Source organism: Enterobacter cloacae complex sp. IR5403 (genome assembly GCF_049238705.1).
Lineage (GTDB): Bacteria > Pseudomonadota > Gammaproteobacteria > Enterobacterales > Enterobacteriaceae > Enterobacter > Enterobacter hormaechei_C.
Genome location: NZ_JBMKHP010000012.1, coordinates 16,481 through 35,972 on the forward strand (window position 1 = coordinate 16,481; position 19,492 = coordinate 35,972).

The window sequence follows — 19,492 nt, forward strand, 5'->3', positions numbered from 1 at the left end:
CGTCCTGCGCTTCGAGTTTTGTGGAGAGTCATTTTGCGTGTCAGCCGTTCCTTAACGATCAAACAGATGGCGATGGTGTCTGCCGTCACAATGCTGTTTGTCTTCATCTTCTGCGTCATTTTGCTGTTTCACTCCGTACAGCAGAACCGCTATAACACGGCTTCGCAACTGGAAAGTATTGCCCGCTCGGTGCGGGAACCCCTGTCGGCCTCGATCCTGAAAGGGGATATCCCCGAGGCGGAATCCATCCTGAAGCGCATTCAGCCCGCCGGTATCGTGAGCCGCGCGGATGTGGTGCTGCCGAACCAGTTCCAGGCGCTGCGGATGAGCTTTATCCCGGAGCGTCCCGTCCCGATGATGGTGATGCGCCTGTTTGAACTGCCGGTGCAAATTTCCCTGCCTCTCTATTCCCTGGAAAGACCGGCTAACCCGCAGCCGCTGGCCTACCTGGTGCTACAGGCTGACTCGTACCGCATGTATAAATTCGTCATGAGCTGGGTTGCAACGTTAGTGACCACTTACTTACTTCTGACATTAATGCTGAGCGTGGCGCTGACGTGGTGCATCAACCGGTTAATTGTGCATCCGTTGCGCCGCATAGCCCGGGAGCTGAACGACCTCTCTCCACAGGAGCACATGGGGCATCAGCTTCCCTTGCCGCGCCTGCATCACGACGATGAAATTGGCATGCTGGTCCGGAGTTACAATATCAACCAGCAGCGTGTCCTGCGTCAGCAGAAAGAGCTTAGTAGCAATGCCACCCGTTTTCCGGTATCCGATCTGCCAAACAAAGCGTTTTTAATGGCCTTGCTGGAGCAGACCGTCGCCCGCCAGCAGACCACCGCGCTGATGGTGATTGCCTGCGAAACCTTGCAGGACACGGCGGGCGTGCTGAAAGAGAGCCAGCGCGAGATGCTGTTACTGACGCTGGTGGAAAAGGTGAAATCCGTTCTGGCGCCGCGCATGGTGCTCACCCAGGTCAGCGGTTATGACCTGGTGGTGATCGCGCACGGTGTTAAAGAGCCGTGGCATGCCATTACGCTAGGTCAGCAAGTACTCACTGTCATTAATGAGCGGCTGCCCATTCAGGGTATCCAGCTTCGCCCGAGCGCCAGCATCGGTATTGCGATGTACTACGGGGGGCTGACCGCCGAGCAGCTTTATCGTCGGGCCTTCTCGGCCGCGTTCACCGCGCGCCGAAAAGGCAAAAACCAGATCCAGTTCTTTGATCCGGAGCAGATGGAAAAAGCCCAGCAGCGCCTGACGGAAGAGAGCGACATTCTGACGGCGATGGATAATCGCCGGTTTGCGCTCTGGCTACAGCCGCAGGTCAATTTGCGTACGGGTGAAGTGACCAGCGCCGAAGCGTTGCTGCGTATGCAACAGCCGGACGGCACGTGGGAGCTGCCTGAGGGGATGATCGAACGTATCGAGTCCTGTGGCCTGATGGTCACCGTCGGCTACTGGGTGCTGGAAGAGTCGTGCCGCCAGCTTGCGGCCTGGCAACAACGGGGCATCACGCTGCCGCTGTCGGTGAATCTCTCTGCGCTACAGCTGATGCACCCGACCATGGTGCCGGAGATGCTTGAGTTGATCCATCGCTACCGCATCCAGCCCCACACGCTGATCCTGGAAGTCACCGAGAGCCGTTGTATCGATAATCCTGACGATGCTGTCGCCATTCTGAAACCGCTGCGTAATGCCGGGATCCGCATTGCGCTGGACGATTTTGGTATGGGGTATTCCGGCCTGCGTCAGCTCCAGCACATGAAAACCCTGCCGGTGGACGTCCTGAAAATCGACAAAACCTTTGTGGAACGGCTGCCGGAGGATTGCAGCCTGGTACAGGCTATTATTCAGATGGCGCACAGCCTGAATCTGCACGTCATTGCCGAGGGTATTGAAACCGACGCCCAGCGTGATTGGCTGGCTGCGGCGGGCGTGGAGAGCGGACAGGGCTTCCTGTTTGACCGAGCCGTACCGACGGATATCTTTGAGCAACGCTATCTCGCCGACGCTGGCAATAACGCAAAAGTGTAATTTTGTTGCTGGCTTGTGCGAGCCAGCTCAAAGTTCTTAACATTTGTGTTTCAAATTTGAACCCCGTTTATTTCTGTCCTGTTATGTGGGTGTTATTTTAAAGCCGCAGGTTAACCATAACCTTACAAAGCCTGTAGTTTTTCTTTCCAGGGACACCCTATGAAAACCTCACTCTTCAAAAGTCTTTACTTCCAGGTCCTGACAGCCATCGCCATCGGTATTCTGCTCGGTCACTACTACCCGGAGCTGGGCGCGCAGATGAAACCGCTTGGCGACGCGTTCGTTAAGCTCATCAAAATGATCATCGCGCCGGTCATTTTCTGTACCGTGGTGACCGGTATCGCTGGCATGGAAAGCATGAAGGCGGTCGGGCGTACGGGGGCGGTTGCCCTGCTGTACTTCGAGATTGTCAGTACCATCGCGCTGATTATCGGCCTGATAATTGTCAACGTGGTACAGCCTGGCGCGGGCATGAACGTCGACCCGGCCACGCTGGATGCGAAAGCGGTGGCGGTTTACGCTGAACAGGCGAAAGATCAGGGGATTGTTGCCTTCCTGCTGGACGTGATCCCGAGCAGCGTGATTGGCGCGTTCGCCAGCGGAAACATCCTCCAGGTGCTGCTGTTTGCCGTGCTGTTTGGCTTTGCCCTGCACCGTCTTGGCAGCAAAGGCCAGCTGATTTTTAACGTCATTGAAAGCTTCTCGCAGGTGATCTTCGGCATCATCAACATGATCATGCGTCTGGCCCCGATTGGCGCCTTTGGCGCGATGGCCTTCACCATCGGGAAATACGGCGTCGGCACGCTGGTACAGCTGGGCCAGCTGATCGTCTGCTTCTACATCACCTGTATTCTGTTTGTGGTGGTGGTGCTCGGCTCCATCGCCCGTGCGACCGGCTTCAGCATCTTCAAATTTATCCGTTACATTCGTGAAGAGCTGCTGATTGTCCTCGGCACATCCTCTTCGGAGTCCGCGCTGCCGCGTATGCTCGATAAAATGGAAAAGCTGGGCTGCCGTAAGTCAGTGGTGGGGCTGGTTATTCCTACGGGCTACTCCTTTAACCTGGACGGCACCTCGATATACCTGACGATGGCGGCGGTCTTTATTGCCCAGGCCACTAACAGCCACATGGATATCTTCCATCAGATTACGCTGCTGGTGGTGCTTCTGCTCTCTTCAAAAGGGGCGGCGGGCGTAACGGGCAGCGGATTTATCGTGCTGGCGGCCACCATTTCGGCGGTGGGCCATCTGCCGGTGGCGGGCCTGGCCCTGATCCTCGGTATTGACCGCTTTATGTCTGAAGCCCGTGCGTTAACCAACCTGGTCGGCAATGGCGTGGCGACAATTGTGGTGGCGAAGTGGGTGAAAGAGCTGGATCACAAGAAGCTTAACGATACGCTGAATAACCGCCCATCTGAGGACAAAACCCCCGGTTTATCCTCTTAATCCCTCATAAATGCCCGTATTCCCTTGTGGGGATGCGGGCACCTGCGCATAATAACCGTTCATACCTGTCATAATTCGACAAGATTTTTTTTGGGTATATTTCACTTCCGCCCGTGACGTTTAGCCGAACACGCTGTCTAATCGGAAGGTTTTCATCGTCATCTTTGAGTGCTCACGTCGCGAGACACTCTCTTTAACCAGGAATGTTGATCAGGGGTTCACATGCAGGGCACAAAAATTCGACTCTTAACCGGCGGTTTGCTGATGATGGCAGCAGCCAGTTATGTGCAGGCAGATGCGCTCCAGCCAGACCCGGCCTGGCAACAGGGAACACTGGCGAACGGTTTCCAGTGGCAGGTATTATCCACTCCGCAACGTCCGAGCGATCGCATTGAAATCCGTCTTTCTGTGAATACCGGCTCCCTCACTGAAAGCACCCAGCAGACCGGCTTAAGCCACTTTATTCCTCGACTGGCGCTCACCCAGAGCGGCAGTTTGCAGGCGGTTCAGGTGCGTTCTTTATGGCAACAGGCCATCGATCCGAAACGCCCGCTGCCTCCGGCTGTGGTCTCCTATGACTACACCATGTTTAACCTGAGCCTGCCCAACAACCGTAACGATCTGCTTAAAGAAGCCCTTACCTATCTTTCCGATGCCACCGGCAAACTGGCGATTACGCCTGAGACCGTTAACTATGCGTTGAGCAACAGCGACATGGTGGCAACCTGGCCGACGGATACCAAAGAAGGCTGGTGGCGCTACCGCCTGAAAGGGTCAACGCTGCTTGGCCACGACCCGGCAGAGCCGCTGAAACAGCCGGTTGATGCCGCGCAGGTGAAATCTTTCTACCAGCAGTGGTACACCCCGGATGCCATGACCCTGATTGTGGTGGGCAACGTGGACAGCCGTGCGGTGATAGAACAGATCAACAAAGCATTTGGCGACCTGAAAGGGAAGCGTGAAACGCCCGCCCCTGTTCCTACCTTGTCTCCGCTGCGTCCTGAGACGGTCAGCATCATGACGGATACCGTGCGTCAGGATCGTCTTTCAATGATGTGGGATACGGCCTGGCAGCCGATCCGCGAGTCTTCTGCGCTGTTGCGTTACTGGCGTGCGGATCTCGCGCGTGAAGCGCTGTTCTGGCACGTTCAGCAGACGCTCAGCAAGAACAACGTGAAAGATATTGGCCTGGGCTTTGACTGCCGAGTGCTGTTCCAGCGCGCCCAGTGCGCCATTAACGTGGAATCGCCGGGCGATAAGCTGAATGCCAATCTTGGCGTGGTGGCGAAAGAGCTGGCTAAAGTGCGTAAAGAGGGCCTGTCTGAAGAGGAGTTTAACGCGCTGGTGGCGCAGAAATCCCTTGAATTGCAGAAACTGTTCGCCACCTATGCCCGCGCAGATACCGATATCTTAATCAGCCAGCGCATTCGCTCCTTGCAGAATCAGGTGGTGGATATCGCGCCGGAGCAGTATCAGAAACTGCGTCAGGACTTCCTGAACGGTCTGACGGTGGAGATGCTGAATCAGGATCTGCGCCAGCAGCTGTCGCAGGATATGGCGCTGATTCTGTTGCAGCCGAAAGGTGAGCTGGAATATGACATGAAAGAGTTGAAGGCCACCTGGAACGCCATCATGGCGACGCCGCCGCAGCCAGCGCAAACGGCAGCCGATGATTTACATCAGGATGCGAGTGATATTCCGCAGGGCCAGTAAGCCCTGCGTTCCCAGAGGGTTAGGGTGCGGGCAAGCAGCCCGCACAGTCCTTAGGCAGGCATCGCCTCGCGCGGAATAATCGCTCCGCGATACTGAATCACCGTGCTGGCCGTTAAATGACCGCGCTGCGCCGCCGCTTCCGGCGTACCCCCTGTCAGACGTACCGCCAGATACCCCGCGCTGAAAGAATCTCCCGCCGCCGTGGTATCGATCACTTTCTCTTTCGCCAGCTTCACCGCCGGGACCTCTTTTACGGCTTCACCTGCAACCGCCACCAGGCAAGACTCCGCCCCGCGCTTGATCACCACTTCGCTGACCCCGGCAGCCTGCGTCCGGGCAATGACCTCATCAACCGGTTTTTCGCCCCACAGGGCGTCTTCATCATCCAGCGTCAGGAAGGCGATATCGGTGCATTCGAGCATCTGCTGGTAGACCTGCTGCGTCTCTTCGCGGCTGGCCCACAAACGCGGACGGTAGTTGTTATCGAAAATCACCTTACCGCCATTGGCACGGCATTCGCGCAGCAGTGACAGCAGCTTTTCACGGCTCTCCTGGCTCAGGATCGCCAGACTGATCCCGCTCAGGTAGAGATAATCGAAGGTGGCCAGTTCTTCGCAAATGGCAGCGGCGGCCTCGCTTTCCAGCCAGAATTTGGCGGCCGCTTCATTACGCCAGTAATAGAAGGTGCGCTCGCCGGTGCTGTCGGTTTCGATGTAGTACAAACCCGGCAGGCGGTTTTCCATTCGCTGGATCAGCGAGGTCCCAACGTTTTCACCCTGCCAGGCTTCCAGCATCTGCTGGCTGAAGCTGTCCGTTCCCAGCGCGGTAACGTAGCTCACGCTCAGCGCGTCGGGGGAGACCTGACGGGCAATGTAAACGGAGGTGTTCAATGTATCGCCACCAAAACCGCGGCTGACTTCCGCGCCTTTCTGGGACAGCTCAATCATGCATTCGCCAATCACGGCAATTTTTTTAGACATAGTCGTGAACCTGAACAAAGTAATTAAGGGTAGTGTGCGCTGTGTGTTTTTTACGGTCAACTATATTAAAACGACGTTCCATTATTTTTTTTGAGCCAGCGCGTATTCCGGCATATTTCTGTCATCTTAATTTCATTTTCCCGGTGAATTGAACATAAAGTTCTCACCTGGCGGGCCGATAACTCAGTGACGAGTCCAGAAAGGCTATCCCATACAACAGGACATCCGAAATGAAGTCAGAGCAGGTTATCCAGCGGCTGAGCACTACGCCTGAGGCAAGTATTGAGAACTTGCAGGAGCATCGCTACTGGCTGCAATGTGAGCGAGCATACACCTATCAGCCTATCTACCGTACCGACGGTCGGTTAATGGCGATTGAGGTGTTAACGGTCGTCACTCATCCATCGAATCCTTCACAGCGTATTGCGCCGGACCGCTATTTTGCGGAGGTTGCCGTGCGTCAGCGTATCGACGTGCTGGAAGAGCAGTTAAGAATGCTGGCGACGAAGCAGGCGTTCTTCGAGCAGCACGGTATTCTGGCGTCGGTGAACGTGGATGGCCCAACCCTGATGGCGTTACGTCAGAACGCGACATTGCAGGCGCTGATTGCCACTTTGCCGTGGATGCGCTTCGAGCTGGTGGAACATGTTCAGCTGCCGCAGGACTCCTCGTTTGCCTCGATGTGTGAGTTTGGCCCGCTGTGGCTGGATGATTTCGGTACCGGTATGGCCAACTTCTCCGCCCTGAGCGAAGTGCGTTATGACTACATCAAAGTGGCCCGCGATCTGTTTATCATGCTGCGCCAGACGCCGGAGGGACGGAACCTGTTTACGATGCTCCTGCAACTGATGAACCGCTATTGCCAGGGCGTCATTGTGGAAGGCGTAGAGACGCTGGAGGAGTGGCGCGACGTGCAAAATTCTCCGGCAGCGGCGGCACAGGGTTATTTCCTCTCCCGTCCTGTCCCCATGGATACCCTGGAAAAGGTGATAACCAGCCTCTGATCTGCCCGCTTCCCTTTGTCTGAACTATAGTTTTAGAGGCAAGTTCATCAGGAAAGGGGACAACAATGACAAAAACAACCAGGGTGATTTCCTGGACAGCAGGGATTTTCTTGTTGCTGATCGTGGTCTTAATCATCATTATCGCCACGTTTGACTGGAACCGCCTTAAACCGACCATCAACCAGAAAGTCTCAACCGAGCTGAACCGCCCCTTCGCAATACGTGGCGATTTGGGCGTCGTGTGGGAGCGCCAGAAAGAGGAAACCGGCTGGCGGAGCTGGGTGCCCTGGCCGCACGTTCACGCCGACGATATTATTCTCGGCAACCCGCCCGACATCCCCGAAGTAACCATGATCCACCTGCCGCGCGTGGAAGCCACGCTGGCGCCGTTAGCCCTGTTAACCAAAACGGTGTATCTGCCGTGGATCAAACTCCAGCAGCCCGACGCGCGGCTGATTCGCCTGTCAGAGAAAAACAACAACTGGACATTCGATCTCGCCAGCAGCGGCGATAAAGATCAGAATGCGCAGCCCTCTTCGTGGTCTTTCCGCCTCGACAATATTCTGTTCGATCGGGGGAGGATCGCCATTGACGATAAGGTGAGTAAGGCTGACGTGGAGATCCTCGTCGATCCGCTGGGTAAGCCTCTGCCGTTTAGCGAAGTGACGGGCAGTAGAGCCAAAGGCGATGACAGCAAAGCGGGCGATTACGTCTTCGGCCTGACGGCGAAAGGGCGCTACAACGGCCAGCCGCTGACGGGGAAAGGCAAAATCGGCGGCATGCTGGCGCTCAGGAGCGAGGGCACGCCGTTCCCGGTGCAGGCGGATTTCCGCTCGGGCAATACCCGCGTGGCGTTCGTGGGCACGGTTAACGACCCGATGAACATGGGCGGCGTCGACCTCCAGCTTAAGTTTGCCGGTGATTCGCTGGGTGAACTGTACGATCTCACCGGCGTGCTGCTGCCGGATACCCCGCCGTTTGAAACGGACGGGCACCTGGTTGCCAAAATCAACACCGAAAAATCGTCCGTCTTTGACTACCGGAATTTTAACGGCCGCATCGGCGACAGCGATATCCACGGCACGCTGACTTACACCACCGGTAAACCGCGCCCGAAACTGGAGGGGGACGTTGAATCCCGTCAGCTGCGTCTGGCCGATCTTGGTCCGCTGATTGGCGTAGATTCGGGCAAAGGCACGAAGTCAAAAGAGGTTAAAAAGGACGTTCAGCCTGCGGGTAAAGTGCTGCCCTATGACCGCTTCGAAACCGACAAGTGGGACGTGATGGACGCGGATGTGCGCTTCAAAGGACGTAAAATTGAGCATGGCAGTACGCTGCCGCTGAGCAACCTCTCGACCCATATCATCCTGAAAAACGCCGACCTGCGCCTGCAACCGCTGAAGTTTGGCATGGCCGGGGGAACCATCTCATCGAATATCCACCTGGAGGGGGATAAAAAGCCAATGCAGGGAAGGGCGGAGATCCAGGCGCGTCGGCTGAAGCTGAAAGAGCTGATGCCGGACGTGGAGCTGATGCAGAAGACCCTCGGTGAGATGAACGGCGACGCGGACATTCGCGGCACGGGCAACTCCGTGGCGGCGCTGCTGGGCAGCGGAAACGGCAACCTGAAACTGCTGATGAACGACGGGCTGGTGAGCCGTAACCTGATGGAGATCCTGGGGCTGAACGTCGGGAACTTTATCATCGGGCAAATCTTCGGTGACGACGAAGTGCGCGTTAACTGCGCGGCGGCAAATCTGGATCTGGTCAACGGCGTGGCGCGTCCGCAGATCTTCGCCTTCGACACGGAAAACGCGGTTATCAACGTCACCGGTACCGCCAGCATGGCGTCCGAGCAGCTGGATTTAACCATCGATCCGGAAAGTAAAGGCATTCGTATCATCACCCTGCGCTCGCCGCTGTACGTTCGCGGGACCTTCAAAGATCCGCAGGCGGGCGTGAAGGCCGGGCCGTTGATTGCGCGTGGTGCGGTCGCCGCCGCGCTCGCTACGCTGGTCACCCCTGCGGCGGCGCTGCTGGCGTTGATTTCGCCGTCAGAAGGCGAAGCGAATCAGTGTCGGACGATTTTGTCGCAGATGAAGAAGTAGTCCCGTTTCTCCCTCTCCCTGTGGGGAGAGGGGGCTCCAGTAATTTGAAAGCAAAAGCTATAACGTTGCCTCAGAATAACTGAGGGCTTTCAGCGATGCCTCGGTCCGGCTGTAAATCGCTGAGGCGTTTCCTTTAGGCCGGGGCGAGGCGCAGGGATGCGCCGAGAGGGCGGGCTTTACAGGGATGTTACCTCCGCCCGTCCCCGATAAGCCGGAAGGAATAAGCCGAAGGCACCGCGAAGCGGCGATTTTCCGCCGGAAGCCCGGGTCGCCAGGGTGGTGGCGACTGAGCCACCCTGGCACGTTCACCGCTCATGTCGTGACAGAGTAGCAAGGAACATAAAGTGAACGGAATGACCACCAGAGCCGTATGTTCCCCCTCACCCCAGCCCTCTCCCTCAAGGGAGAGGGGGCCGTCTGTGCAGGCATTATTTTGTGGGGAGCCCTCAGCCCTGTGGGTGAGGGCTGAATCGTAGGCCGGGTAAGGCGTAGCCGCCACCCGGCATTCGCTTACAGCGCCTGATGCTTCGTCTCATGCGTCAGCAGCAGCGCAATCAGCGTCAGCGCTGCCATTGCCGCCAGATAGACACCCACATAGAACAGACCATAATTCGCCTGAAGCCAGGTGGCGATATACGGGGCCACCGAGGCGCCCAGAATCGACGAAACGTTATAGGAGAACGACGCGCCGGTGTAACGCACTTCAGTCGGGAACAGCTCCGGCAGCAGCGCGCCCATTGGGCCAAAGGTCAGCCCCATCAGGCTCAGGCCAATCAGCAGATACGCCATCACCAGCGCAGGGCTACCTGAACCCAGCAGCGGCGGGAAGACAAACAGCGCGAACAGAATAATCAGCGAGGTGATGACGATCATGCTTGAACGACGGCCAAATTTATCCGCCAGCAGGCCCGCGATGGGCACCATCACGCCAAATCCAATAACCGCCATCATCAGCATCCACAGCACTTCGTTACGCGGCAGGCCCAGGCCGACCGGCGCGGCGGCGGTACTGAAGGTCATGGAGTAAACGGTCATGATGTAGAACAGCGTGTAGGTCGCCAGCATGATGAACGTGCCCAGCACGGTCACGCGGAGGTGTTTGGTCAGCAGCGTCCCCAGCGGAACTTTAACCTGCTTTTTCGCCGCGGCGACTTTAGCAAAGACCGGCGTCTCGTGCAGCGACACGCGCACGTACAGGCCAATCAGCACCAGCACGGCAGAGAAGACGAACGGAATACGCCAGCCCCAGTTCATGAACTGTTCATCGGTCAGCAGCCAGGAGAGGAGCAGGAAGGTGCCGTTAGCAAAGAAGAACCCAATCGGTGCGCCCAGCTGAGGGAAAGAGCCATACAGGGCACGCTTGCGCGCCGGGGCGTTTTCGGTCGCCAGCAGTGCCGCGCCGCCCCATTCCCCGCCCAGCCCCAGACCCTGACCAAAGCGCGCCAGCGCCAGCAGCACAGGCGCCAGAATGCCGATAGTTTCATAGGTCGGCAGCAGGCCAATGGCGACGGTGGAGATCCCCATCGTCAGCAGCGAGGCAACCAGCGTCACTTTACGGCCGACGCGATCGCCAAAATGCCCAAAGACCGCTGAACCAATCGGACGCGCAACGAAGGCGATAGCAAAGGTGGCTAAAGACTGTAGCGTGGCTGCCGTTGGGTCGCCCTGAGGGAAGAAAATATGCGGAAAGACAATGACCGCAGCGGTGGCGTAAATATAAAAGTCGAAGAACTCAATGGCGGTGCCAATCAGCGATGCGACGACGACTTTATTGCGCGAGTTGACCGGAACGTGTTCCGCCCCTTCGTTAAGTGTGGTGGCTGTTGCTTGCATACTATTTTCTTATTTTTGGACGAACGAAGGGCCATATTAGGCATAGCAAAAGCGACATTTCAATCTGTAACAAAGGCGTGGCGTGGTCATAAAAGCAACAAAAAGCGGATAATTTTCAGACCAGCGAAAACACTTCTATGAAATGCTTCACACTATTTAGATATCAGTCATTAAAACTGGTTTTGCGTTAAATAAAAGTTACGGCCTGGATTTATATGCTGAAATGGCGAATCGGGCTGAAATTTCAGCCCGAAAGGACATCAGCGGTGAGTTTTACCCGGCATACGCGGGTCATCTTTATACTCGGCCGTGGCGATCCACGCGGCGCAGAACAGCGTCAGGCGAGCGAAGAAATAGAAGAACGCCATCAGCCCCAGCACCGAACCAAAGGCCGCGCCGGAGGGCGACTTCACCAGGGACGGCAGCGTATAGGTCATCACAATCTTGATCACTTCAAAACCAATGGCGGCAATCAACGTCCCGCGCATCAGCGCCTTCTTGCGCGGACGATGGCGGGGCAAACGCCAGAAGATCCAGAAGAACAGCAGGTAGTTAGCAAAGATAGAGATGGCCAGCCCAATGCCGCGCCAGGCCGGTTTCAGCCATTCAATGTAATCCAGGTACAGCGCGGAGATAATCATCTGCTGCGCGGAACCGGCGACCGAGGTGATGGAGAGCGTAATGACCAGCGCCACCAGCAGCCCAATCAGCGAAATAAAGTCGCGCAGATACTTCACCCATATCTTCTCCTGATCCTGCGGCCTACGCTCCCAGACGTCACGCGACTGGGCGCGAATAGCCTCACGCAGGTTGCCCATCCAGTTCACCCCGGAATAGAGCGCAATCAGCAACCCGACGATACCCACGGTGGTACGCTGCTGCACGGCGGTGTTGATGGTGCTTTTGAGCGTCGTGGCGAGCGTCTGGTCGCTGACGTTGGTCAGGATCTTATTGAAGATGTCCTGCAACAGCGTCGGGTGAGACGCCAGCACAAAACCGGCGGCGGCAAACGACACCATCAGGATGGGGATCATCGACAGGAACGAGAAATAGGTAATCGCCGCGCCAAACTGATTTCCCATGCGGTCGTTAAAGCGCTCAGCGGCGCGGATCAGGTGAGCAATCGCGGGTATCTGCTGAATTTTTTCGGCTATGCCGGTCACGGTGCCCAGCGCTTCGCTGGCCGTTCCAGGCTCTTTCGGCGCTTCAGGCTCGTTATCCATCTTTTTGATGGGTTCATAATCTAAATGTTGAGTCGGTCGTTGCGGGTTATTTTCCGGCGTCACGCGCATTTTCCTTTTCGTTGAGCTGGATGTTACTGAATTATAGCTTGCGACTAGTCCACGTAACCTTTTGTGAGTTCGGTAAGCCACTCCATAAACACATGCACCCGGCGGGAGAGGTTACGGCGGTGGGGATAGATGAGGGAGACGGGCATCGGTTCAGCCCGGTATTGCGGCAGGATCTCAACGAGTTTTTTCGTGCGCAGGGCATCACGCACCCCGACGCGCGGGACCTGAATAATGCCAAGCCCGGCGATACAGGCGGCCTGGTAGGTTTCCGTGCTGTTAACCGTCAATACGCCTCCCGTTTTCACCCACTGGGTCGCGCTGCCGTTGTAATACTCAAAACCCTGCGGACGGGTGCCCAGCGTGGCGGAGTAGTGAATGAGGGCATGCGAAGCCAAATCGTCCAGCGTCTCAGGGTAGCCGAATCGCGTCAGATAATCCGGGCTGGCGCAGTTGATCACCGAGAGTTTCCCAAGCGGGCGGGCGATAAGTCCGGAGTCCTTTAAGTTTCCCACGCGAACCACGCAGTCAAATCCTTCGCGGATGACATCGACCAGACGATCGCTGCTACTCAGCTCCAGCTCAATGCCGGGAAATTGTTGTAAAAATGCAGGCAGTTTCGGAATGACTACATTTCGCGCAATGGCAACGGGCATATCCACACGTAGCCGACCGCTGATGGTTGAAGGGTCGTGCAGGAACATGCCGTCCAGTTCGTCCAGATTCATCAGCAGATCTTTAGCGCGCTCGTAATAAACCATGCCGTCCTGCGTCAGGCTGACGCGACGGGTAGTGCGGTGCAGCAGCTGCGTGCCCAGCGCGTTTTCCAGTGCCTGGATCTGTCGCGATACGCTCCCCTTCGGCAGGCTCAACGTCTCCGCCGCGCGGGAAAAACTCTCCAGTTCCGCGACCCGAAGGAAAAGCTGCATTGCGTGTATTTTATCCATAGATGTGGGTCATTGTTGTTATGAATGAAACAGTGAAGCGCTGACGGCACTATTTATTGATTTTCTACCATCTAATAAGCTCTTTCTCAATCTTCATCACAGCCGAAACGAGGTGAATTATGAGTGAACGTATTGCTTTAGTGACGGGCGGTAGCCGCGGCCTGGGTAAAAATGCCGTTTTGAAGCTGGCCGCAGAAGGGACCGGCATCATTCTGACCTGGAATAACAGCCAGCAGGAGGCGCAGGACGTTGTGCGCGAAATCGAGGGAAAAGGCGGAAAAGCGGCAGCATTGCAGCTTAACGTCGGCGATACGGCAAGCTTTTCGCGCTTTGCTCAACAGGTGAAGGATACCCTTAAACACGTCTGGCAACGTGACACCTTTGACTATTTAGTGAACAACGCAGGCACGGGCTTATACGCACCCTATACCGAGACGACGGAAGCGCAATTTGATGATGCGCTGAACATTCACTTCAAAGGGCCGTTTTTCCTCACGCAACAGCTGCTGCCGCTCATAAAAGACGGAGGGCGGATCCTGAACGTCTCCAGCGGACTGGCCCGTTTTACTCAGCCCGGTTCAGGCACCTATGCGGCAATGAAAGGGGCGATGGAGGTGCTGACCCGCTATCAGGCAAAAGAGCTTGGCGCGCGCGGGATTTCCGTCAATATCATCGCGCCCGGCGCGATTGAAACCGACTTTGGGGGCGGACGCGTGCGGGATAATGCGGAGCTTAACCAGCTGCTGGCCTCGCAGACGGCGCTGGGACGCGTGGGCCTGCCCGATGATATTGGTGACGCCATTGCGGCGTTGCTCAGTGACAAACTGGGCTGGATGAATGCACAACGTATTGAAGTTTCAGGCGGTATGTTCCTGTAATGTTCAGTCTTAAGGGGGAGGGAACCCTCTTAAGGAAATCCTTAAAACAGGTATGTCTAAATGCTGGAAGATATAAAGAGAGCTGGGTGATTTGTAACCTCTCCATTCATTGAGTTTTTTCTTAAAAAATGCCTCTGTAGAATCCCCCTTCGCTATTCTCAGAGGAGTAAAACGATGCGAGTAATCATGTTTGACAGGCAGTCATTATTTATTCATGGAGCGATGTACAGTTTGCAGAAGTTAATTCCGAAAATAGATATGACAGGGGCTCGTCAGACTGATGAATTATGGGCGCAATTATCCGCGTCACCCTCCGCTATCGTCATGATAGATGGGTATTTAATTCGTGATAATGGTGTGGCTTTACTGGAGGAGATTATGGATCGTTTTCCAGCGTCGCGCGTGGTGTTGGTGTTAACGAAAAAAGAGCGACGTTGGGTTGAGCAAATGTTTCAGCGCAACGTGGTAGCGATAATTCCCCGCAATGCGAATCCCGAACGCTTTTCCGCAGTGCTGGATTCCGTATCGCGAGGGATGGTCTGTTTTCCCGGCGAGTGGCTGAAGCAGCACTCCTCTCAGGATGAACTGTCAGTGTTAAGCGAGCGCCAGCGTGAGGTATTGAAGTTACTGGCGGCCGGAGAGTCCAATAAAGAGATTGGTCGTAATCTCAACATCAGTGCGGCAACGGTAAAAGCCCATCTGGAGACGCTTTTCCGGCGTCTTGATGTCAAAAACCGGACGCAGGCCGCGATGTACTACACCCGGGCGACGGCCTGAAGGATCTTCTCTGGCAGTGGGGACTCTTCCCCAAAACTGAAGAGGGTTAATATCAGTGCGTCATGCTGCTGTTGGGTTAATGGGCGTTTGTTCATTTCCCGCAGCAGCGCCTCACATAATTGAATATCATTAAAAAGCAAATTCTCCGCCTCAGTCGGCGTGATGAGACCGTTAAATTTTTCCCACTGGCGAATCACGTGACCATAACCAATAACCCATATTCCCTTTTCGTCACGGTATTTCTCCAGGGAAAGACCCTGTTGTTTTTTAATTAATGCGATTGCAGCAGAAGATATCTGCATTGCATAACCCGTCATAAGCGTTTCCTCTTAATGGCGCGACTATAGAGGAAACGCCGCCGGGGAAATATCCGCCAAATGGCTGTTGATCAGGTTTAACTGAACGGGAATTCCTTTTTCAGTAAACCGAATAACCAGTCGTTATGCCATTGCCCTGAAAGGAAATAACTCTCACGCAACTCACCTTCCAGCTGAAAACCTGTTTTTTCCAGCAGTCGCCTTGAGGCGATATTTCCCGCCGTCACGGTGGCGGTGAGCCGACGGATATTACCCTGAGTCAGCGCGAAATCACACACAGCCCGCAGAGATTCAAAGCCGTAACCTTTCCCCTGCGCAGAGGGCGCAAAGAGAAAACCGACTTCAGCACAATCTGCTTCCCGGTGCACATAGCCGGTTACGCCCAGCGGCGTCTGGCTGGCCGTCTCACGCACCACAAGGCAGAGCCAGTGCGAGCTGCCCGGCGTCCACGGCAACAGACGAGACTCAAAGGCTTCCCGAATGTCCGCCTCGCTACGCGCAGGGGCGACAAACCGCATCACCTCAGGATTTTGCTGGAGCGACAGAAAAAAGGGCCAGTCTTGCTCTTGCAGCGGCGAGCAGGTGAGACGCGCGGTGGTTAAGGCGGGCATGACGATCCTCCGGAGACATTGCAAATGATTATAAGGTTGTCACTTTATTTCAACAGAAAGTCAGGTATGTTTAACCTCATATAAATAAAAAGAAAAACGACTTTTAATGCCGCTTTAGCGGTACTCATTGTCTCTCAAGGAAAACAATGATGATTAGCTCATCGCATCATACCCGCGAACAGTTTGAACACTGTCTGGCGGCGATCCGTCAGGCGTCTGTTGAAATCTTACTTCTGTTGAATGTACATGTTTCTGAAGGAAAAGATCCACGCTGGTTTCTGGAGCAACTGGATAGCGCCCGCCTGGGGCTGGGCGGGTGGGGCGCCGTAGCCAGGAAACTGAACCTGAATGATGCGGAAATGACGGCCTTTACGCTGCAATTACGCTTGCTTCAGCAGCGCGTTCCCCAGTATGAAAGCGGGCAGGATGTCAGCGAAAACCAGCTGATTGCGGCGATGCGCTTCGTCACCTCCCTTGAATATCTGCGTCTGCAACAGCCTCTGCTGACCTACGAAACCGGGAGAGTGCCAGAGAAGGAGAGCCAGCTTCAGGCGCAGAAACAGGTGCGTGCCATTGAGCTGATGATTAAAGGGCTGATACAGCAGGCGTGGCCCGATCCGGTGCGGCTGAATAATCATCTTAAGACCTTGTTTAACGCTGAGCGCGTGCGTCGCTGGCTGAAAAACGGTGAGATTAATGATGTTCTGAGCGGCATGTTGTTCAGCGAGCTGGCCCAGCTGCTGGTGGATAAAAAAGAATTTAGCCGCTACTACGCGTCGCTGTTTAACGCCCCGGACATGCTGACGCTGCTGGTAGAGCCCCGCAAAACCCTGCAAACCTTCCTCGAAGATATTCGCCAAATCCGCAACAGCATCACCGTGCAGCAGCCGTTAAGCGGGGCGCAAATCCAGTTGCTCGATTGTTACTACGCGCAGATCACCCGCTCCGTTCAGCGCGCGTTTGAAGAAGGGCGAACACGCGTTAACCCGGCGGCGCTGATGGCGGTGGACGAAAGCGAGCTCCACGCGTTCTGGGAAAAGGCGCAAAAAATGGACCGCACCACAGGCGGGGATCTTTTTGAAGTGCGCGACAGCATAGAAAAACCGACTCAGCGCGCCGCGCGTACGCCAGAACAGCGCGAACAGCTGATTTCCGGCGTGCTGTGGGGAGCGGTTGGCGTGATGGTTATCGCGATTGTCGTGGGGGGATTCTGGCTGGTGACCAGCAGTAAACCGCAGCCAGCTGTAGCCAGTACGGCATCTCCCGCGCCGGTGCAGGAGATGCGCGAAACGCCTTCCTCGCGAGAAACGCTGACGCGCATGGGTGTTACCTGGGATGAAAACAACTTCCGTTCAGCGATTAGCCGCAACGATACTCGCGTGGCGCTCCTGTTTTTGCAGGGTGGGATGGACTGGAAAATGTCATGGACGGAGGAGGCGTTGTCGGCAGGCTACGACGACGTGCTGGAAGTGTTGTTGCGCTACCGCCTGCAAATGACAGAGCAAAAGCCCTGCCGACGCTTTATTAATACGCTTAGCCATGCGATGGCGAACGGCGAATCGCTGACGTCGATGCGTAAGCAGTACCTGCAAGCATTCTGTACCGTCCCGGCGGTAGTGAAACGTCAGCAGCACGACGCCGATATGGCAACGCGCCGCGCGAAGACGCAGCCCGATGCCAGCACAAAAAAATGGCAGTCCATCCAGACTGCCATTTATGAGGTGATCCGCTGATTATTTTTCCCCCTCACCCCTCAGGGGAGAGGGTCAGGGTGAGGGGCAAGGCTCAGGGCTCCCCATACAGCCCAATCAACCGCCGCACCACCCCATTCGTCCAGCCGAAGCCATCCTGCAACGGATACTCACCCCCGCCACCTTCGCGTGGCGTGCTGCTGGCGATGTGGTACTTCTCAATCAGCTTATGATGGGTTTTGTAGTAATGGTTCACCGTGTGCAGCCAGCTCCAGGCGATCTCATCTCCCAGCGAGTCGTTGCCGTACTGCTTGAACCCCTGGATCGCCATCCACTGGAGCGGCGCCCAGCCGTTCGGCTTATCCCACTGCTCCCCTGTTTCATATTCGGTGGCGAGAATACCGCCCGGCGTGAGCAGACGGGCTTTAACGGCATCGGACAGCCGTTCAGCCTGCTCATGCGTCGCCATGCCCACATACAGCGGCACAATGCTGGCCGCAGAGAACAGCGCCAGGGCTTCACGCCGCCAGTCGTAATCACGATAACAGCCGTTCTCTTCGTCCCACAGATAGCGGTTTACCGCTGCGCGCCGGTCGCTGGCTTTCTGGCGGAACAGATCAGCCGTCTCTTTATCCCCTTTCGACGCGGAGATATTGGCGATAGCGCTCTCCAGTTTGAACAGGAATGCGTTCAAATCAATGGGGATAAATTGTGTCGTGCGGATGCTGGCCAGCCGCGCAGGATCGCGCAGCCAGCGGGATGAGTAATCCCATCCTGAGGCTGCCCCGGCGCGCAGGTCGCGATATACCTCGTTCGGTGGACGACCAGAATGACGGGCGGTTTCCACGTCCTCAATCCACGATTCATCTCGCGGCGTGTCGCGATCGTCCCAGTAGCGGTTGAGCAATGAGCCATCCGGCATGCGAACCGCACTGCGATAGGCCTGATTGAGCAGCAGCGATTCCGCCCCGTCCATCCAGAAGGCGTACTCCATCTTAAGATGCTCAAGATAGCGCTTCGCCCCGCGCACGCCGTCCTCTTCAAACAGCTCCACCATCAGGGCAAAAACGGGCGGCTGGGAGCGGCTGAGATAGTAGGTACGGTTGCCGTTCGGGATATGGCCGTAGCGCTCAATCAGCCAGGCGAAGTTATCGGCCATACATTTCAGCAGATCGTTACGACCGCTTTCAGCCAGCCCCAGCATGGAGAAGTAAGAGTCCCAGTAGTAGGTCTCGCTGAATCGCCCGCCGGGCACAATATAGGCCTGCGGCAGCGCCAGCAGCGACGACCACGGGATGTGATCCTGCGGCTCGCGCGTCAGCACCGGCCACAGATTATCAATATGTTCTTTCAGAGACAGGCCGGGGTCAGAGACGTACTCTTTGCTGTAGTCCTCCGGCAGCCAGAAGTGATTCTCCACAAAGCGCGCCAGGTCAAAATCACGGTGGCGACGCACCTTGCGATAGCGGATCAAAATATCCAGCGGATCCATCTTCGGCGCACAGTCGGGAAAGGTTTTGCTGTCCGCAAACAGCCGCGACGACTGGACGTGTTCAAACAGTTCAAGGTAGCGGTCTGCGGGCGTAAGGGCATCGGACGCCGGCAGCCCTTCAATCATTTCCGGTTCCGGCTCTGCCTCGATCATCTCATCCAGTTTTAACTCACAGGGATCGGTTTCGTAGCGCAGCTCTTCTGCAATCTCGAACTCGATATCCTCGGCAGTCTGTAGTTTCTGGTTGAACATGGTGTTCAGGACCTCCGGTTTTTGTCGTAACCAATACGGGTTTTTCCCGGCTATCTTTAAAGCGTAGACATTCGCTTCGGTTAATGCGGTGCGAAGTGTGCGGTAGATCACGCT

General features: G+C 56.0%; 15 protein-coding genes. 8 read left to right on the plus strand and 7 right to left on the minus strand.

Annotated elements, in window-relative coordinates:
* The first annotated feature begins 33 nt into the window (after positions 1-33).
* The 3 genes from hmsP (at position 34) to ACOTW6_RS16000 (ending at position 5,199) form a co-directional block, all read left to right on the plus strand.
* Positions 34-2,040, plus strand: a complete 2,007-nt coding sequence (gene hmsP, locus ACOTW6_RS15990; RefSeq protein WP_213789429.1) for a biofilm formation regulator HmsP — start codon at positions 34-36, stop codon at positions 2,038-2,040.
* A gap of 159 nt (positions 2,041-2,199) precedes the next feature.
* Positions 2,200-3,486, plus strand: coding sequence for a C4-dicarboxylate transporter DctC (dctA, locus tag ACOTW6_RS15995; RefSeq protein ID WP_062933330.1), 1,287 nt, complete (start codon positions 2,200-2,202; stop codon positions 3,484-3,486).
* A gap of 222 nt (positions 3,487-3,708) precedes the next feature.
* Complete coding sequence (locus tag ACOTW6_RS16000) at positions 3,709-5,199, plus strand: M16 family metallopeptidase (protein WP_213789428.1); 1,491 nt, start codon at positions 3,709-3,711, stop codon at positions 5,197-5,199.
* A gap of 50 nt (positions 5,200-5,249) precedes the next feature.
* Here ACOTW6_RS16000 and ACOTW6_RS16005 read toward each other — a convergent pair whose 3' ends face one another.
* The gene (locus ACOTW6_RS16005; RefSeq protein ID WP_090280962.1) at positions 5,250-6,179 is read right to left on the minus strand and encodes a sugar kinase; all 930 of its coding nucleotides are present in this window, start codon (positions 6,177-6,179) and stop codon (positions 5,250-5,252) included.
* Positions 6,180-6,409: 230 nt separating this feature from the next.
* Between ACOTW6_RS16005 and pdeH the strand changes: the two genes are divergently transcribed.
* Together pdeH and ACOTW6_RS16015 are read left to right on the plus strand one after the other, a co-directional pair.
* A complete protein-coding gene (pdeH, locus tag ACOTW6_RS16010) occupies positions 6,410-7,183 on the plus strand; it encodes a cyclic-guanylate-specific phosphodiesterase (RefSeq protein WP_003861193.1) in 774 nt (257 codons plus the stop codon).
* Positions 7,184-7,248: 65 nt separating this feature from the next.
* Positions 7,249-9,291 (plus strand): AsmA family protein, encoded by a 2,043-nt coding sequence (locus ACOTW6_RS16015; protein WP_121479390.1) that lies wholly within the window; start codon positions 7,249-7,251, stop codon positions 9,289-9,291.
* Positions 9,292-9,801: 510 nt separating this feature from the next.
* Here the strand turns inward: ACOTW6_RS16015 and ACOTW6_RS16020 are convergent.
* The 3 genes from ACOTW6_RS16020 to ACOTW6_RS16030 all read right to left on the minus strand — a co-directional run bounded on the left by ACOTW6_RS16020 (position 9,802) and on the right by ACOTW6_RS16030 (position 13,360).
* Entirely contained in the window at positions 9,802-11,124 is a 1,323-nt protein-coding gene (locus ACOTW6_RS16020; RefSeq protein WP_015571519.1) for an MFS transporter, read from the minus strand.
* 260 nt (positions 11,125-11,384) lie between these two features.
* Positions 11,385-12,410 (minus strand): inner membrane protein YhjD, encoded by a 1,026-nt coding sequence (gene yhjD, locus ACOTW6_RS16025; protein WP_213789440.1) that lies wholly within the window; start codon positions 12,408-12,410, stop codon positions 11,385-11,387.
* 50 nt (positions 12,411-12,460) lie between these two features.
* Complete coding sequence (locus ACOTW6_RS16030) at positions 12,461-13,360, minus strand: LysR family transcriptional regulator (RefSeq protein WP_017384184.1); 900 nt, start codon at positions 13,358-13,360, stop codon at positions 12,461-12,463.
* 119 nt (positions 13,361-13,479) lie between these two features.
* Between ACOTW6_RS16030 and ACOTW6_RS16035 the strand changes: the two genes are divergently transcribed.
* Together ACOTW6_RS16035 and ACOTW6_RS16040 are read left to right on the plus strand one after the other, a co-directional pair.
* Complete coding sequence (locus ACOTW6_RS16035) at positions 13,480-14,238, plus strand: SDR family NAD(P)-dependent oxidoreductase (protein ID WP_047052705.1); 759 nt, start codon at positions 13,480-13,482, stop codon at positions 14,236-14,238.
* A 174-nt stretch (positions 14,239-14,412) separates the two neighbouring features.
* Positions 14,413-15,015 carry a response regulator transcription factor gene (locus tag ACOTW6_RS16040; RefSeq protein ID WP_062933335.1) on the plus strand — a complete coding sequence of 201 codons (603 nt, stop codon included), beginning with the start codon at positions 14,413-14,415 and terminating at the stop codon, positions 15,013-15,015.
* Here ACOTW6_RS16040 and ACOTW6_RS16045 read toward each other — a convergent pair.
* Together ACOTW6_RS16045 and ACOTW6_RS16050 are read right to left on the minus strand one after the other, a co-directional pair.
* Entirely contained in the window at positions 14,994-15,332 is a 339-nt protein-coding gene (locus ACOTW6_RS16045) for a lysozyme (RefSeq protein WP_047052708.1), read from the minus strand. The two genes, ACOTW6_RS16040 and ACOTW6_RS16045, sit on opposite strands and share 22 nt — an antisense overlap.
* Positions 15,333-15,409: 77 nt before the next feature.
* The gene (locus ACOTW6_RS16050) at positions 15,410-15,943 is read right to left on the minus strand and encodes a GNAT family N-acetyltransferase (protein WP_017693814.1); all 534 of its coding nucleotides are present in this window, start codon (positions 15,941-15,943) and stop codon (positions 15,410-15,412) included.
* Positions 15,944-16,089: 146 nt separating this feature from the next.
* On the opposite strand from ACOTW6_RS16050, the gene ACOTW6_RS16055 reads away from it, so the two are divergent.
* Positions 16,090-17,676, plus strand: coding sequence for an STY4199 family HEPN domain-containing protein (locus tag ACOTW6_RS16055; RefSeq protein WP_219241020.1), 1,587 nt, complete (start codon positions 16,090-16,092; stop codon positions 17,674-17,676).
* A gap of 52 nt (positions 17,677-17,728) precedes the next feature.
* Here the strand turns inward: ACOTW6_RS16055 and ACOTW6_RS16060 are convergent, their stop codons facing one another.
* Positions 17,729-19,378, minus strand: coding sequence for an alpha,alpha-trehalase (locus ACOTW6_RS16060; protein ID WP_015571511.1), 1,650 nt, complete (start codon positions 19,376-19,378; stop codon positions 17,729-17,731).
* Positions 19,379-19,492: the final 114 nt, after the last annotated feature.

Excerpts from the sequence above, each read along its gene's own strand:
- pdeH (WP_003861193.1), top strand. The coding sequence starts at position 6,410 with ATGAAGTCAGAGCAGGTTATCCAGCGGCTGAGCACTACGCCTGAGGCA.
- ACOTW6_RS16000 (WP_213789428.1), top strand. The coding sequence starts at position 3,709 with ATGCAGGGCACAAAAATTCGACTCTTAACCGGCGGTTTGCTGATGATG.
- ACOTW6_RS16030 (WP_017384184.1), bottom strand. The coding sequence starts at position 13,360 with ATGGATAAAATACACGCAATGCAGCTTTTCCTTCGGGTCGCGGAACTG.
- ACOTW6_RS16055 (WP_219241020.1), top strand. The coding sequence starts at position 16,090 with ATGATGATTAGCTCATCGCATCATACCCGCGAACAGTTTGAACACTGT.
- ACOTW6_RS16060 (WP_015571511.1), bottom strand. The coding sequence starts at position 19,378 with ATGTTCAACCAGAAACTACAGACTGCCGAGGATATCGAGTTCGAGATT.
- ACOTW6_RS16015 (WP_121479390.1), top strand. The coding sequence starts at position 7,249 with ATGACAAAAACAACCAGGGTGATTTCCTGGACAGCAGGGATTTTCTTG.
- ACOTW6_RS16045 (WP_047052708.1), bottom strand. The coding sequence starts at position 15,332 with ATGACGGGTTATGCAATGCAGATATCTTCTGCTGCAATCGCATTAATT.
- ACOTW6_RS16005 (WP_090280962.1), bottom strand. The coding sequence starts at position 6,179 with ATGTCTAAAAAAATTGCCGTGATTGGCGAATGCATGATTGAGCTGTCC.
- dctA (WP_062933330.1), top strand. The coding sequence starts at position 2,200 with ATGAAAACCTCACTCTTCAAAAGTCTTTACTTCCAGGTCCTGACAGCC.
- ACOTW6_RS16040 (WP_062933335.1), top strand. The coding sequence starts at position 14,413 with ATGCGAGTAATCATGTTTGACAGGCAGTCATTATTTATTCATGGAGCG.
- ACOTW6_RS16020 (WP_015571519.1), bottom strand. The coding sequence starts at position 11,124 with ATGCAAGCAACAGCCACCACACTTAACGAAGGGGCGGAACACGTTCCG.
- ACOTW6_RS16050 (WP_017693814.1), bottom strand. The coding sequence starts at position 15,943 with ATGCCCGCCTTAACCACCGCGCGTCTCACCTGCTCGCCGCTGCAAGAG.
- ACOTW6_RS16035 (WP_047052705.1), top strand. The coding sequence starts at position 13,480 with ATGAGTGAACGTATTGCTTTAGTGACGGGCGGTAGCCGCGGCCTGGGT.